General features: G+C 65.1%; 13 protein-coding genes. 4 read left to right on the plus strand and 9 right to left on the minus strand.

The genetic code is table 11. From position 1 onward, the window contains the following. Positions 1-75: 75 nt before the first annotated feature. From pnp to FFI87_RS11695, 3 genes are all read right to left on the minus strand, one after another. Entirely contained in the window at positions 76-2,220 is a 2,145-nt protein-coding gene (pnp, locus tag FFI87_RS11680) for a polyribonucleotide nucleotidyltransferase (protein ID WP_138847411.1), read from the minus strand. A 291-nt stretch (positions 2,221-2,511) separates the two neighbouring features. Next, positions 2,512-2,781, minus strand: coding sequence for a 30S ribosomal protein S15 (gene rpsO, locus FFI87_RS11690; protein ID WP_006398792.1), 270 nt, complete (start codon positions 2,779-2,781; stop codon positions 2,512-2,514). Between the two features lie 116 nt (positions 2,782-2,897). Beyond that, a complete protein-coding gene (locus FFI87_RS11695; protein ID WP_138847410.1) occupies positions 2,898-4,157 on the minus strand; it encodes a branched-chain amino acid ABC transporter substrate-binding protein in 1,260 nt (419 codons plus the stop codon). 191 nt (positions 4,158-4,348) lie between these two features. Here FFI87_RS11695 and FFI87_RS11700 point away from each other — a divergent pair, with 191 nt between their 5' ends. From FFI87_RS11700 to FFI87_RS11715, 4 genes are all read left to right on the plus strand, one after another. Then, positions 4,349-4,861: a hypothetical protein gene (locus FFI87_RS11700; RefSeq protein ID WP_012364322.1), complete on the plus strand. Its 513-nt coding sequence runs from the start codon at positions 4,349-4,351 to the stop codon at positions 4,859-4,861. Positions 4,862-4,891: 30 nt separating this feature from the next. Continuing rightward, positions 4,892-5,152 (plus strand): hypothetical protein, encoded by a 261-nt coding sequence (locus FFI87_RS11705; protein WP_138847409.1) that lies wholly within the window; start codon positions 4,892-4,894, stop codon positions 5,150-5,152. A gap of 102 nt (positions 5,153-5,254) precedes the next feature. Then, positions 5,255-5,896 (plus strand): carbonic anhydrase, encoded by a 642-nt coding sequence (locus tag FFI87_RS11710; protein WP_138847408.1) that lies wholly within the window; start codon positions 5,255-5,257, stop codon positions 5,894-5,896. A 38-nt stretch (positions 5,897-5,934) separates the two neighbouring features. Beyond that, positions 5,935-7,485 carry a SulP family inorganic anion transporter gene (locus FFI87_RS11715; RefSeq protein ID WP_012364324.1) on the plus strand — a complete coding sequence of 517 codons (1,551 nt, stop codon included), beginning with the start codon at positions 5,935-5,937 and terminating at the stop codon, positions 7,483-7,485. Positions 7,486-7,556: 71 nt separating this feature from the next. Here FFI87_RS11715 and FFI87_RS11720 read toward each other — a convergent pair whose 3' ends face one another. The 6 genes from FFI87_RS11720 to FFI87_RS11750 all read right to left on the minus strand — a co-directional run bounded on the left by FFI87_RS11720 (position 7,557) and on the right by FFI87_RS11750 (position 14,558). Then, positions 7,557-9,101 carry a 2-isopropylmalate synthase gene (locus tag FFI87_RS11720; RefSeq protein ID WP_012364325.1) on the minus strand — a complete coding sequence of 515 codons (1,545 nt, stop codon included), beginning with the start codon at positions 9,099-9,101 and terminating at the stop codon, positions 7,557-7,559. Positions 9,102-9,420: 319 nt separating this feature from the next. Further along, complete coding sequence (gene pssA, locus FFI87_RS11730) at positions 9,421-10,290, minus strand: CDP-diacylglycerol--serine O-phosphatidyltransferase (RefSeq protein ID WP_138847407.1); 870 nt, start codon at positions 10,288-10,290, stop codon at positions 9,421-9,423. 15 nt (positions 10,291-10,305) lie between these two features. Then, positions 10,306-10,950, minus strand: coding sequence for a phosphatidylserine decarboxylase (locus FFI87_RS11735; RefSeq protein ID WP_006750447.1), 645 nt, complete (start codon positions 10,948-10,950; stop codon positions 10,306-10,308). 127 nt (positions 10,951-11,077) lie between these two features. Beyond that, a complete protein-coding gene (gene ilvC / locus FFI87_RS11740) occupies positions 11,078-12,094 on the minus strand; it encodes a ketol-acid reductoisomerase (protein ID WP_006750446.1) in 1,017 nt (338 codons plus the stop codon). Between the two features lie 96 nt (positions 12,095-12,190). Beyond that, entirely contained in the window at positions 12,191-12,682 is a 492-nt protein-coding gene (gene ilvN, locus FFI87_RS11745) for an acetolactate synthase small subunit (protein WP_006750445.1), read from the minus strand. 112 nt (positions 12,683-12,794) lie between these two features. Next, positions 12,795-14,558, minus strand: a complete 1,764-nt coding sequence (locus FFI87_RS11750) for an acetolactate synthase 3 catalytic subunit (RefSeq protein WP_138847406.1) — start codon at positions 14,556-14,558, stop codon at positions 12,795-12,797. Positions 14,559-14,817: the final 259 nt, after the last annotated feature.

Consider the following 14,817-nt stretch of genomic DNA (forward strand, 5'->3'; position numbering starts at 1 on the left):
TGCGCCGCGCAACGATGCTACAGAAAAAACGGCCGGCGCGCTTTCGCACGGCCGGCCGTTCTCACGCCTTTGCGCTTACTGCTGCGGCGGCGTATCCGACTGCGACGCCGCTGCTTCGTTCAGCAGCGCCTTCGCCGACAGACGCACGCGACCCTTCTCGTCCGTCTGGATCACCTTGACCTTAACCTGTTGGCCTTCCTTCAGGTAGTCATTGATGTCCTTCACGCGCTCGTTGACGATTTCCGAGATGTGCAGCAGGCCATCCTTGCCCGGCAGCAGGTTCACGATCGCGCCGAAATCGAGCAGCTTGAGCACCGTGCCTTCGTACACCTGGCCGACTTCGATCTCGACCGTGATGTTCTCGATGCGCTTCTTCGCTTCGGCCATGCCTTCGCTGCTCGTGCTCGCGATCGTCACGACGCCGTCATCCGAGATGTCGATGGTCGTGCCCGTTTCTTCCGTCAGCGCGCGGATCACCGAGCCACCCTTGCCGATCACGTCGCGGATCTTTTCCGGGTTGATCTTGATCGTGATCATGCGCGGCGCGAATTCCGACAGTTGCGTGTTCGCACCCGAGACCGCCGACGTCATCTTGCCGAGGATGTGCATGCGGCCTTCCTTCGCCTGCGCGAGCGCGACCTGCATGATTTCCTTCGTGATGCCCTGGATCTTGATGTCCATCTGCAGCGCCGTCACGCCTTGCTCCGTGCCGGCCACCTTGAAGTCCATGTCGCCGAGGTGATCTTCGTCGCCGAGGATGTCGGTCAGCACCGCGAACTTGTTGCCTTCGAGGATCAGGCCCATCGCGATGCCCGCGACGTGCGCCTTCATCGGCACGCCGGCGTCCATCAGCGCGAGGCAGCCGCCGCACACCGACGCCATCGACGACGAGCCGTTCGACTCGGTGATTTCCGACACGACGCGGATCGAGTAGCCGAATTCGTCGGCGCTCGGCAGGCACTTGACCAGCGCGCGCTTCGCGAGACGGCCGTGGCCGATTTCGCGGCGCTTCGGCGAGCCGACGCGGCCCGTTTCGCCGGTCGCGAACGGGGGCATGTTGTAGTGAAGCATGAAGCGCTCGCGGTATTCGCCTTCGAGCGCGTCGATGATCTGCTCGTCACCCTTCGTGCCGAGCGTCGCGACGACGAGCGCCTGCGTTTCGCCACGCGTGAACAGCGCCGAACCGTGGGTGCGCGGCAGCACGCCGGTGCGGATCTCGATCGGACGCACGGTGCGCGTGTCGCGACCGTCGATGCGCGGCTCGCCGTTCAGGATCTGCGAACGGACGATCTTCGCTTCGATGTCGAACAGGACGTTGCCGACGGTGGCCTTGTCGGCCGCGACCGTACCGGCCGCCAGTGCGTCTTCCTCGAGCTTCGCCGAGGTCGCCGCGTAGACTTCCTTCAGCTTCGTCGAACGCGCTTGCTTGTCGCGCAGTTGGTAAGCGGCGAGCAGGTCGCCGTGCGCCAGCTCCGTCACGCGCGCGATCAGCGCCTCGTTCTTCGGTGCCGGCTGCCAGTCCCACTCGGGCTTGCCGCCTTCGCGCACGAGTTCGTGGATAGCGTCGATCGCCGTCTGCATCTGCTCGTGGCCGAACACGACCGCGCCCAGCATCACGTCTTCCGGCAGTTGGTCGGCTTCCGATTCGACCATCAGCACCGCGCGCTCCGTACCGGCGACGACGAGGTCGAGGCTCGAGGCCTTGAGCTGGTCACGCGTCGGGTTCAGCACGTATGCGTTGTCGATGTACGCAACGCGCGCGGCACCGACCGGACCGTTGAACGGCAGGCCCGACACCGCGAGCGCGGCCGACGCGCCGATCAGCGCGGGGATGTCCGCCGGGATTTCCGGGTTCACGGACAGCACGTGGATCACGACCTGCACTTCGTTGTAGAAGCCTTCCGGGAACAGCGGACGCAGCGGACGGTCGATCAGGCGCGACGTCAGCGTCTCGTGTTCCGACGGACGGCCTTCGCGACGGAAGAAGCCGCCCGGGATCTTGCCGGCCGAGTAGGTCTTTTCGAGGTAGTCGACGGTCAGCGGGAAGAAATCCTGGCCCGGCTTCGCCGACTTCGCGCCGACGACGGTTGCCAGCACGACGGTGTCTTCCACGTCGACGATCACGGCACCGCTCGCCTGGCGGGCGACTTCACCGGTTTCGAGGCGCACCTTGTGCTGGCCCCACTGGAATTCCTTCACGACCTTGTTGAACATGGACATGGTTGCTCCTTTGAACTCGTTCATTTCATTCGCCGTGCGGGCCATCCCGCGCGGCGGCGTCCCGACCGAATCACCCGGAGCAAGGTGTGTTTTTTATGCCATTCCAGCGCGACGCTCACCGAGCGACGCGCTGGAATGACACAAATCCCGACCCCGGTATCAGCCGTTCCGGCAGTCCGGCAAGCGCGTGCCGGACAACCTGCGGTGCGCGTGACGCTACGCACCGTGCAAAAACAAAATGCCTGCATCAGCGGACTGACACAGGCATCTTGCTGGCGGCAATCGCCTCGATTACTTACGCAGACCCAGCTTCTCGATCAGCGCGCGGTAACGGTCGGCATCCTTGCCCTTGAGGTAGTCGAGCAGCTTGCGGCGGCGGCTCACCATGCGCAGCAGGCCGCGACGGCTGTGGTGATCCTTCGCGTGGGTCTTGAAGTGACCCGTCAGTTCGACGATACGTGCGGTCAGCAGCGCGACCTGGACTTCGGGCGAACCCGTGTCGTTGGTACCGCGGGCGAACTGAGCAACGACTTCCGACTTCTTGATATCTGCAACAGACATGTGATTTCCTTTTTCCTACTTGCTAACTGAACAGGCGGACACGGAAGAATGGCCGTGCCGTGACTTACAACCGGCGGGCATTGTAACACAACTGCACGCCGTTCCATCGCCTCCTGTCACGGGCGCGTCATCGAGCAGGTCGACGGTATCGGCGTACGCTGGGCGGGCACCGCGAGGACTGTCCGGAAGCCGTAGCCCGAGCCCTCGTTGTCGAAGCGCACGCCCGGCGTGCCGGCCTTGTCCATTTCCATCACGTAAAGGGGCTGGATCAACTGGTGATCCTGCGCGCGCATCGTCGACGCATGGAAGCCGTCGTCGAACGACAGCCCCTCCAGCGCGCGCGCCACCGCGACCGGGTCGGCCGAGCCGGCCCGATTCATCGCCGCCGCGAGCATTTCGATCATCAGGCTCATGCGCCGCACCGGATAGTCGTCCTGCGCCGCGGGGAAACGGGCCCGGAACGCGCGGTAGAACGCGTCCGACTTCGCGCCGCCGGCGTTCGGATGCCAGTCCGCGACGGCGATCACCCGGCCGACGCCGGCGTCGCCGAGCGCGGCCGGCGCGCCGAGGCTGTTGCCGTAGAACGTATAGAACTTCGCGTTCAGCCCCTGCTCGCGCGCCGCCTTCACGAGCAGCGTGAGATCGTTGCCCCAGTTCCCGGTCACGACGGCGTCCGCGCCGCTCGCGCGGATCTTCGCGATGTACGGCGAGAAATCCTTGATGCGACCGATCGGGTGGAATTCGTCGCCGGCGATCGTCACATCCGGGCGCCGTTCGGCCAGCGCCTGCCGCGCGAGCGTGCTGACGTCGTGGCCGAAGCTGTAGTCCTGGTTCAGCAGGTAGACCTTGCGCAGCGCGCGGTCGCGCGCCATCACGTCCGCCAGCGCAGCCATGCGCATCCCCGCGTGCGCATCGAAACGGAAATGCCAGAAGCTGCAGCGCGCGCCGGTCAACGCCGGATCGTCGGCCGAATAGTTGACGAACAGCATCCGGCTGTCCGGATTGCGCGCGTTCAGCTTGTCGAGCGCCGCGACGAGCGCGGCCGCGACCGCCGAGCTGTTGCCCTGCGCGACGAAGCCGATGTGCCGGTCCGCCGCCGCGCGCAACTGCACGAGCGCCTCTTCCGGGCTGCCCTTGCTGTCGAGCACGACGAGCTCGAGCGGATGCGCGCCATCGCGCAGCTTCACGCCGCCTGCCGCGTTGACCTGCTCGACGCCGAAGCGCAGGTTGCGCTCGACCGCCGCGCCCGCGTTCGCGAACGGGCCCGACATTCCTTCGATCAGCGCGATCCGCACCGGCTCGCCTGCCGCGAACGCGGACGACGCCAGCATCCACCCCGCGCTCAATGCGAGCGCGCACCGTTTCCACTGCCGCATCGGCTACCTGCCCTTCAATCTGTCCGAGAAGCGCGGATCATAGGCCGCGGGCGCTGCCGGCCGCAAGCGCGGTGCGACACCGAGCCCCCGACGGCACACCGCCCCCGATCCGCACCGATTTTTTCGGCACGATGCGCCGGCGCGCGCCGTCCGTGATACAACTGAACGGTCAGAGAGCTCTGGAGAATCCGATGCGCATTCGCATTCCCGTACGCCTGCCGGTACTGGTCGCCTGCGCGGCGGCACTGCTCGCCGGCTGCGCGCAACCGTGGCAGCAATACCAGGCCGGCCAGGACGAGTCGGCGATCGTGGCGCGCATGGGCCCGCCGCGCGAAATCTACGACCTGCCGGGCGGCGGCAAGCGCCTGATGTGGCCGACCCAGCCGATGGGCGAGATCACCGTCGCGGCCGATGTCGATGCGGCCCACCGCATCGTCAACGTGCGCCAGGTGTTGCAGCCGAGCGAGTTCTATCGCGCGGAAATCGGCAAGTGGACCAAGACCGACGTGCTCGTGAATTTCGGCCGTCCGGTCGAGACGTCCTACTTCCCGCTGATGAAACGCGAGGTGTGGACCTACCGCTATCTCGAAGACAACGTCTGGTACATGATGTACAGCTTCTACTTCGATCCGCAGGGCATCCTGCGCACGACGCAGAAAACACCGGATCCGCTTCACGATCCCGATCGCCGCAATCTGTTCTGACCGATTACGCATTTACCTGCAAATTTCGCAATGGCCATTCACGCATTATTGCGTGAATGGCCATTTCCTTTTTTCCGCCGTATTCGATTAACTCCCAAATCGCGCGGCAATCCTTTCCGATTGACGGCGTTCGGCAAGCAATCCCGCGCAACGCCGCTCCACGCGGCCGCCAGCGGCAAACAGGCATATGCGATGCATCTCATGCGTCGCAGTGGTGCATTCAATGCACCTTGCCCGATCCAGTTGAAACAATTTGTATCAATGGCACCCGGCGTTAGGGCATACCCCTAATATCAGTCGAAATTGAACCTTTCAGTTCAGAAAGGATCCTATTGCTCCACTTCGTCCCGTATTTGTTTGCCATTTGTTTTCCTTTATCGGAAAGGAGTCCTTATGAACCGCCCCAAGAGCATGCTGGTTGCCAACATCGCCTGGGCCCGCGAGACGCGCGAACACACGCCGGGCTTCTTCGACGCGCTTGCGCGCGGCCAGAACCCGCGCGTGCTGTGGATCGGCTGCGCCGACAGCCGGGTGCCGGCCGAAACCATCACGCACAGCGTGCCCGGCGAGCTGTTCGTCCATCGCAACATCGCCAACCTGTTCCATCCCGACGATGACAATTCCGCCAGCGTGCTCGAGTACGCCGTGCGCGTGCTCGAAGTCGACCACGTGATCGTGTGCGGCCACTACGGGTGCGGCGGCGTGCGCGCGTCGCTGCTGCCGCCGCCCGCCGACCTGCCGCACGTCGCGCGCCGCATCGCGCCGCTTTGCGCGCTCGCGCGACGCCATCGCGACGCGCTCGACGGACTCAACGACACGGCCGCCGCCGACCGCCTGGCCGAGTTGAACGTGCTCGAACAGGTGCGGCTGCTGCGCGCGTCGCCGATCGTGCAAGGTCGGAAGCGGCCGCCGCTCGTGCACGGCTGGATCTTCTCGCTCGCCGATGGCCTCCTGAAGGAACTCGACTCCGGCTATGCGGCACCACCGGCCGAAGCCGAACCGGAGCATGCCGCCACGGCCGCCGCAGCCGCCTGACCCGTGCCCTTCCCCAACGCTACGAAATCGCCCCAACCATGAAACTGAACGAGCGCCTGTCCACCCTGCCGCGCGACATCGTCGCCGGCATCGTCGTTTTCCTCGTCGCGCTGCCGCTATGTCTCGGCATCGCCAATGCGTCCGGTGTCGAACCGTTCGCCGGGCTCGTGTCCGGCATCGTCGGCGGCATCGTCGTCGCGCTGCTGAGCGGCTCGTCGCTGTCGGTCAGCGGGCCTGCCGCCGGCCTCGTCGTGATCGTCGTCGAAGGGATCGCGCAACTCGGCAGCTTCTCCGCGTTCCTGCTCGCGGTGTTGCTGTCCGGCGTGCTGCAGTTCGGCTTCGGCATGCTGCGCGCCGGCCGCTTCGCCGCCTATGTGCCGTCGCCGGTCATCAAGGGCATGCTCGCGGCGATCGGCCTGCTGCTGATCCTGAAGCAGATTCCGTTCGCATTCGGCCTTGGCGGCTCGGCCGCGCAATCGTTTGCATCATGGGCGGGCCTGCCGACTGCCTGGGCCGCCACCGCCATCGCGCTCGCGTCGCTCGGGTTGCTGATCGCGTGGGATACGCCGGCGCTCAAGCGCTTTGCCTGGGTGCGCTCGGTGCCCGCGCCGCTGGCGGTCGTCGTGTTCGGCATCGGCGCCACGCTGCTGCTCGGCGCGTTCGTGCCGTCGGTCGCGCTGGGTGCCGCGCATCGCGTCACGTTGCCCGAGCTCGAATCGTTCGCGGCACTCGCGGCATCGCTGAAGCACGCCGAGCTCGGCCCGAACTTCGCGCAGCTCGTCAATCCGGACGTATGGCGCGTCGCGATCACGCTCGCGGTCGTCGCGAGCCTCGAAACACTGCTGAGCCTGGAGGCGGTCGAACAGATCGATCCGAAGCGCCGTCCGACCCAGCCGGACCGCGAACTGAAGGCACAGGGCGTCGGCAATCTCGTTGCGGGCGCGGTCGGCGGGCTGCCGATCACGTCGGTGATCGTGCGCAGCTCGGTCAACGTGAACGCGGGCGCGCAGAGCCGGATGTCGGCGATCGTGCACGGGATCCTGCTGCTCGCCAGCGTGTTCGCGCTCACCGGGCTGATCAACCTGATCCCGCTCGCGAGCCTCGCGGCCATCCTGATCCACACCGGCTTCAAGCTCGCGAAACCGGCGCTGTTCCGCTCGGTGCTGAAACAGGGTCCGGCCGCGTTCGTGCCGTTCGCCGCGACGATCGCGGGTGTGCTGGCGGTCGACCTGCTGTTCGGCATCGCGCTCGGCCTCGCGTGCAGCGTGCTGGCGGTCGCGGTGGCGAACCTGAAGAGCCCCGTCACGCTCGCGCAGCACGACGATCACTTCCTGCTGTCGTTCCGCAAGGACGTGTCGTTCCTCGGCAAGGTACAGGTCAAGCATCACCTGCGGCACATCCCGGACCGCGCGGCCGTGATCATCGACGCGACGCGCGCCGACTACATCGATCACGACGTGCTCGAACTGCTCGATGCGTTCGTCGCCGATGCGCCGCGGCGCGGGATCACGGTGGAATTCCGCCGCCGCAACCCGGCGCCCCGCCCGGCCGCGCGCCGCTGGCTGTTCCGCGCACCGGCCGCCGAATGAGCGGCGCATGAAAAAACGCCCCGGGCGGCGCAGGGCCGCACGGGGCGTGTCGGGCGCTCGACGCGCAGCGCTTACGAGCGCTGCGGGTTGAGCTTGTCGTCCTTCGAGTGCAGCTTGTTCAGCGCGGCGATGTACGCCTTCGCGGAAGCCGCGACGATATCGGGGTCGGTGCCGACGCCGTTGACGATCCGCCCGCTCTTCGACAGCCGCACCGTCACTTCGCCCTGCGCCTGCGTACCGGTCGTGATCGCGTTCACCGAGTACAGCAGCAGTTCCGACCCGCTGCCGACTTCGCCCTCGATCGCGTTGAACGTCGCGTCGACCGGGCCGTTGCCACGTGCCTCGCCGGTCACTTCCTTGCCATCGAGTGCGAACACGACCTTGGCCTGCGGCTGCTCGCCGGTTTCCGAGCGCTGCGACAGCGACACGAACTTGTAGTGCTCCTGCTCCTGCGCGAGCGCCGACTCCTCGGAGACGATCGCGATGATGTCTTCGTCGAAAATCTCGGACTTGCGGTCGGCCAGATCCTTGAAGCGCATGAACGCGGCGTTCAGTTCGGTTTCGCTGTCGAGCGACACGCCGAGTTCCTGCAGGCGCTGCTTGAACGCGTTGCGGCCCGACAGCTTGCCGAGCACGATCTTGTTCGCGGTCCAGCCCACGTCTTCCGCGCGCATGATCTCGTACGTGTCGCGCGCCTTCAGCACGCCATCCTGATGGATGCCCGACGCGTGCGCGAATGCGTTCGCGCCGACCACGGCCTTGTTCGGCTGCACGACGAAACCGGTGATCTGCGACACGAGCTTCGACGTCGGGACGATCTGCGTGGTGTCGAGGCCGACGTCGAGGCCGAAATAGTCCTTGCGGGTCTTCACGGCCATCACGATTTCCTCGAGCGACGTGTTGCCCGCGCGCTCGCCGAGACCGTTGATCGTGCACTCCACCTGCCGCGCACCGCCGATCTTCACGCCGGCGAGCGAGTTCGCCACCGCCATGCCGAGGTCGTTGTGGCAATGCACGGAGAAGATCGCCTTGTCCGAGTTCGGAATGCGTTCGCGCAGCGTCTTCACGAGGTTGCCGTAGAGTTCCGGCACGCCGTAGCCGACCGTGTCGGCGATGTTGATCGTCGTCGCCCCTTCGGCGATCACGGCTTCCAGCACGCGGCACAGGAAGTCGAGATCCGAACGGCTGCCGTCTTCCGGCGAGAATTCGACGTTGTCGGTGAACTTGCGCGCGAAGCGCACGGCGAGGCGCGCCTGCTCGAACACCTGGTCCGGCGTCATCCGCAGCTTCTTCTCCATGTGCAGCGGCGACGTCGCGATGAACGTGTGGATCCGCGCGCTATTGGCCGGCTTCAACGCGTCGGCCGCGCGCTGGATGTCCTTGTCGTTGGCGCGCGCCAGCGAGCAGATCGTGCTGTCCTTCACGAGACCGGCGATCGTGTGGATCGCATCGAAGTCGCCGTTCGAGCTGGCCGCGAAGCCGGCCTCGATCACGTCGACCTTCATCCGCTCGAGATGCTTCGCGATGCGGATTTTCTCTTCCTTCGTCATCGACGCGCCGGGCGATTGTTCACCGTCACGCAACGTCGTATCGAAAATGATCAGCTTGTCTGTCATGGGGGGGCTCCAGGGCTCTTTATACGGGAATCAAACGTAATGAGATCGCGCCACCGCTGGCGACGCTCAACAACAGACGAGGCTTGACGGGGGGCGAGAACGGTCAGCGCGGCAGGCGCGCCAAAGCTAGCGCGCGTAGCGGCGCACCGGCTAGAAGGAGGGAGAGGCGGGAAAATGCAGTCATGCCAAAGACTATAGCGGCATTCCGCAAGGCGCGCAATCGGACGGCACCCGTGAAGCCCGGCGGCGCAACGCGAAAGGGGGCACATGAAAACGGCGGCCGCGAGGCCGCCGTTTCCGTTTTCGCGCAGGTTGCGCGTCAGTGATCGCGCTGCGACGAGCGTGCGGGATTCGCCCGCCCACGGATGGCCATGTAGGCCCAGAACACGTAGCCGGACAGCCCGTACAGCACGAATAGGCAGAACAGCATCAGCGGCGGATCGGACGACACGAGCACGAACGCGACGACCACCAGCAGGATCGCCGCGAACGGCACGCGGTGCCGCACGTCGAGCGCCTTGCCGCTGTAGAACGGCGCGTTCGATACCATCGTCACGCCCGCGTAGATCGTCAGCACGAACGCGACCCACGGCAGCCAGCCGAGCTTCATCGGCACGCGGTTGTCGGTCGCGAGCCACACGAAGCCGGCGATCAGCGCGGCGGCGGCGGGGCTCGGCAGCCCCTGGAAGAAGCGCTTGTCGACGACGCCGATGTTGGTGTTGAAGCGCGCGAGGCGCAGCGCGGCGCCCGAGCAGTAGACGAACGCGGCGAGCCAGCCCCAGCGGCCGAGATCCTTCAGCACCCACTCGTACATCACGAGCGCGGGCGCGACGCCGAACGACACCATGTCCGACAGGCTGTCGAACTGTTCGCCGAACGCGCTTTGCGTATGCGTCATCCGCGCGACGCGCCCGTCCATCCCGTCGAGCACCATCGCGACGAAGATCGCGATCGCGGCGATCTCGAAGCGCACGTTCATCGCCTGCACGACCGCGAAGAAACCGCAGAACAGCGCGGCGGTCGTGAACGCGTTCGGCAGCAGGTAGATGCCGCGCGTCTTCAGGAACCGCTGGCGCGCGGCACGGCGGCTTTCGGGCACAGGATCGGGCGCCATTATCTTGTTGCGGCGGAACGGGCGTGGCGTCTGGCTGGACCCGCTGCGCGGCCGGCGCGGTTTGAATGCGGCCATCGTGGGCTCCGCCGGTTACTGTTCGAGCTCGGCGAGGATCGTCGACGACGCGTAGACCTTCTCGCCGATCGAGACCTTCGCGCGGCTGCCGAGCGGCAGGTACACGTCGACGCGCGAACCGAAGCGGATGAAACCGTAGCGCTGGCCGCGCGACAGCGGCTCGCCGGCGCGCACGTAGCAGAGGATCCGGCGGGCGACGAGGCCGGCGATCTGCACGGCGGTGACGGTCTTGCCGCTTGCCGTCTGGATCACGAGCGCATTGCGCTCGTTCTCGGTCGATGCCTTGTCGATTGCCGCGTTCAGGAACGCGCCCGGGAAATACTCGACCTTGGTGACCGCGCCATCGACCGGCGAACGCTGCGAATGAACATTGAAGACATTCATGAACACGCTGATCTTCAGCGCTTCGCGGTTCGCGTACGGATCCTGCGTGGTCTCGACCGCGACGATGCGGCCGTCCGCCGGACACAGCACCGCGTTCGGCTGCGCCGGAATCGGGCGCTGCGGATCGCGGAAGAACTGGACGACGAAGACCAGCAGCAGCCAGAACGGCCACGCGAAGCCGAAGCCCCCGACGGCGTGGATCAACAGCGCGATGACGGCAGCAATCGCGATGAACGGCCAGCCTTCGCGCGCGATGATCGGATGAGGATAGTTCATGGATTCGTTCTGTGTTCGGTGAATTGCAAAGCCCGTAGGATAGCAAAAGCCGCCCGGGGCACTACTGCCTTCGGGCGGCTTTTTGATGCCGACCCTCCACTCGAAGGGCCGGAACGGCGTGCAATGCTCAGTTCTTCGTCTGGTCGACGAGCTTGTTCTTCGCGATCCAAGGCATCATCGCACGCAGCTTCGCGCCGACCTGCTCGATCTGGTGCTCGGCCGTCAGGCGGCGACGCGACTGCAGCGTCGGGGCACCTGCCTTGTTCTCGAGGATGAAGCTCTTCGCGTATTCGCCCGTCTGGATGTCGGTCAGGCACTGCTTCATCGCCTTCTTCGTCTCTTCCGTGACGACGCGCGGGCCCGTCACGTACTCGCCGTACTCGGCGTTGTTCGAGATCGAGTAGTTCATGTTCGCGATGCCGCCTTCGTAGATCAGGTCGACGATCAGCTTCAGCTCGTGCAGGCACTCGAAGTACGCCATTTCCGGAGCATAGCCGGCTTCGACCAGCGTCTCGAAACCTGCCTTGATCAGCTCGACGGTACCGCCGCACAGCACGGCCTGCTCGCCGAACAGGTCGGTTTCGGTCTCTTCACGGAAGTTCGTCTCGATGATGCCGGCACGGCCGCCGCCGTTCGCTGCCGCGTACGACAGCGCGATGTCGCGTGCCGCGCCCGACTTGTTCTGCGCAACCGCGATCAGGTGCGGCACGCCGCCACCTTGCGAGTACGTGCCGCGCACGGTGTGGCCCGGTGCCTTCGGCGCGATCATGATCACGTCGAGGTCGGCACGCGGGATCACCTGGCCGTAGTGGACGTTGAAGCCGTGCGCGAATGCCAGCGCCGCGCCCTGCTTGATGTTCGCGTGCACTTCCTTCGCGTACACGTCGGCGATCTGCTCGTCCGGCAGCAGCATCATGACGACGTCCGCGCCCTTCACCGCTTCAGCGACTTCCTTGACCGACAGGCCTGCGTTTTCGGCCTTGCTCCACGACGCGCCGTCCTTGCGCAGGCCGACCGTCACGTTTACGCCGCTGTCCTTCAGGTTCAGTGCGTGCGCATGGCCTTGCGAGCCGTAGCCGATGATCGTGACTTGCTTGCCCTTGATGAGGGAGAGGTCGGCGTCTTTGTCGTAGAAAACGTTCATGATGGGTTCCTTCGCTAATTCAAAAATTCAACAATTCGTTCGGATTGGGTACTGCGGGCCGGGACATGACGGCGCACCCGGCGTGCCTCTTCGGCATTACACCTTCAGGATGCGCTCGCCGCGTCCGATGCCGGAGCTGCCGGTACGCACGGTCTCTAGGATCGCGCTGGCGTCCAGCCCCTGGATGAATGCGTCGAGCTTGTCGCTCGCGCCCGTCAATTCGATCGTGTAGGTCTTTTCGGTCACGTCGATGATGCGGCCGCGGAAAATGTCCGACATCCGCTTCATTTCTTCGCGCTCCTTGCCCACTGCACGTACCTTGATCAGCATCAGCTCGCGTTCGATGTGTGCACCGTCGGTCAGGTCCACCACTTTCACCACCTCGATCAGGCGGTTCAGATGCTTCGTGATCTGTTCGATCACGTCGTCCGAGCCAATGGAAACGATGGTCAGCCGCGACAGCGATTGGTCTTCGGTCGGCGCCACCGTCAAGGTTTCGATGTTGTAGCCGCGTGCGGAAAACAGACCGACCACGCGCGACAGCGCGCCCGGTTCGTTCTCCAGCAGGACGGAAATGATGTGTCTCATGTTCGCTTCTTCCAGAATGTGTCCGTGTCGATTCACTCGCGCCGCGCGCCGCCCGGTGCCGCACCGCCCTTCGTGAAGGCGGCCGCTCCGGCGCCAAGCGCGCGTCGCGCCGTTACAGATCTTCCGATCCGAGCAGCATCTCGGTGATGCCCTTGCCGGCCTGTACCATCGGCCAGACGTTTTCGGTCGGATCGGTCTGGAAATCGAGAAACACGGTGCGGTCCTTCAGGCGTAGCGCTTCCTTCAGCGCCGGCTCCACATCCGAGGTCTTTTCGATCCGCATGCCGACATGGCCGTACGCTTCGGCGAGCTTCACGAAATCGGGCAGCGCATCCATGTACGAATGCGAATAGCGCTTGCTGTATTCGATCTGCTGCCACTGGCGGACCATGCCGAGATAGCGGTTGTTCAGCGAAATGATCTTCACGGGCGTGTCGTATTGCAGGCAGGTCGACAGTTCCTGGATGCACATCTGGATCGAGCCTTCGCCCGTGATGCACAGCACGTCGTCGTCCGGGTGCGCCATCTTGACGCCCATCGCTGCCGGCAGGCCGAAGCCCATCGTGCCGAGGCCGCCGGAGTTGATCCAGCGACGCGGCTTGTTGAAACGGTAGAACTGCGCGGCCCACATCTGGTGCTGGCCGACGTCCGAGCACACGAACGCGTTGCCGTCCGTCAGCTCCCACGCCTTCTCGACCACGTACTGCGGCTTGATGATCTCGCTTTCGCGGTCGAACTTCAGGCAGTCCTTCGAGCGCCAGCCCTCGATGTCCTTCCACCATTGCGCGAGCGCGTCGGTATCGGGGCCATGCTCGGCCGTCTGCAGCTGCTCGATCAGCTCCTTCAGCACTTCCTTCACGTCGCCGACGATCGGGATGTCGACCTTCACGCGCTTCGAGATCGACGACGGGTCGATGTCGATGTGGATGATCTTGCGCGGACGCGACGCGAAGTGCGCCGGGTCGCCGATCACGCGGTCGTCGAAGCGCGCGCCGATCGCGATCAGCACGTCACAGTGCTGCATCGCCATGTTCGCTTCGTAGGTGCCGTGCATGCCGAGCATGCCGAGGAATTTCCTGTCCGACGCGCGATAGCCGCCGAGGCCCATCAGCGTGTTCGTGACCGGGTAGCCGAGCAGGTCGGCGAACTGGTTCAGTTCGCGCGCCGCGTCGGCGAGGATGATGCCGCCGCCCGTGTAGATGTACGGACGCTTCGCCGACAGCAGCAACGACACGGCCTTGCGGATCTGGCCCGAATGACCTTTCGTGACGGGGTTGTACGAACGCAGCGACACGCTCTTGACCGGCTCGTACTGGCACGGGGTCTTGGAGATGTCTTTCGGGATGTCGATCAGCACCGGGCCCGGACGGCCGGTGCGGGCGATGTAGAACGCCTTCTTGACGGTTTCCGCGAGGTCGCGCACGTCCTTCACGAGGAAGTTGTGCTTCACGCACGGACGCGTGATGCCGACGGTGTCGCATTCCTGGAATGCGTCCTGGCCGATCGCGGCAGTCGGCACCTGGCCGCTGATCACGACCATCGGGATCGAATCCATGTAGGCCGTCGCGATGCCGGTCACCGCATTGGTGACACCGGGGCCGGACGTCACGAGACAGACGCCGACGTTGCCGGTGGAACGCGCATACGCATCGGCTGCGTGCACGGCCGCCTGTTCGTGGCGCACCAGCACGTGCTGAATCTTGTCCTGCTTGTAAAGCTCGTCGTAGATGTAGAGTACCGAGCCGCCGGGGTAGCCCCAGATGAATTCGACGTTCTCGTCGGCCAGTGCCTTCATGAGCACGGTGGCGCCGATGGAGTCGCTATCGGGAGGGGAAAGGGGTTCCGACGTGGAGAATTCCGCGCTGGGCATGTTCATTTTGACCTTTCGAATTTTCGGCAAAAAATTGATCGGGTGCTCTCTGCCGGGCTTGTGGCTCGGGTTCAAGCGGCGCGTCCAGTTTGAAGGGCGGGCTTCTTGGGCCAGCCTCAAATGAGACCATCACTTCATGTTGCGAATCGCTGACGATAGCCGGTCACGATTGGGCCGTCAAGCAAAATATCCCGCAGCGCATCATGGCCGCCGCCCGGCGGCCCGCGGACGCGGCTCGCGCACAACGTGGCGCGCCGCAACCGGT

It is taken from the genome of Burkholderia sp. KBS0801 (genome assembly GCF_005937855.2).
GTDB classification, from domain to species: Bacteria; Pseudomonadota; Gammaproteobacteria; order Burkholderiales; family Burkholderiaceae; genus Burkholderia; species Burkholderia ambifaria.